This window comes from Micrococcus sp. APC 4021 (assembly GCF_030407635.1).
Classification (GTDB): Bacteria; Actinomycetota; Actinomycetes; order Actinomycetales; family Micrococcaceae; genus Micrococcus; species Micrococcus luteus.
The window spans coordinates 1-504 of sequence record NZ_JASDCZ010000241.1; the positions used below are offsets into that span (position 1 = coordinate 1).

Annotated in this window: 1 protein-coding gene and 1 pseudogene; both read right to left on the reverse strand. The window is 69.8% G+C overall.

The window, feature by feature from the left end:
* Window positions 1-82, reverse strand: a pseudogene (locus QL983_RS11400) (50S ribosomal protein L20); the annotation flags it as partial.
* An 89-nt stretch (window positions 83-171) separates the two neighbouring features.
* Window positions 172-366 carry a 50S ribosomal protein L35 gene (gene rpmI, locus QL983_RS11405; protein ID WP_002853699.1) on the reverse strand — a complete coding sequence of 65 codons (195 nt, stop codon included), beginning with the start codon at window positions 364-366 and terminating at the stop codon, window positions 172-174.
* Window positions 367-504 lie beyond the last annotated feature (138 nt).

Genomic DNA, 504 nt, shown 5'->3' on the forward strand with positions numbered 1-504 from the left:
GCTGGCCGCGGTAGCCGGAGGCGCGCTCCAGCATGGTCCGACGCTTCTTGTGGGCGTTCACTGCCCGCTTCACACGTGCCACGTGCGTACTCCAATCTGTGTGGTCCCCGGGGCGCGCACTGGCGCGTCACGGCCGAGGAGGAAGGGGTTCCGGCGAGGCCGGGGGGGGTGTCAGATGCCGAGCATCCGCTTGATCTGCTTGATGCTGCCCTTGGAGACGAGCTGGTCGCCCTTGAGACGGCGGGTCAGGCGCGAGGACTTGTGCTCCAGGTAGTGGCGGCGGTTCGCCTGCTGGCGCATGATCTTGCCGGAGCCGGTCACGCGGAAGCGCTTCTTGGCACCGCTGTGGGTCTTCATCTTCGGCATGGCTGCCGTTCTCCTTCACTCATCGCTGCCGTGCGCGGCGCGCACGGCAGTGCTGGTCACCCCGGTCCGTCCGGACCGGGCTGGTCTGTGGCGACCCCGGGGGGTCAGGCCCGAGGACCGGGCTTGGGGGCACCGCCG

What these genes read in the sequence shown, in the direction of transcription:
- rpmI (WP_002853699.1), bottom strand. Translation starts at nt 366, where the DNA reads ATGCCGAAGATGAAGACCCACAGCGGTGCCAAGAAGCGCTTCCGCGTG.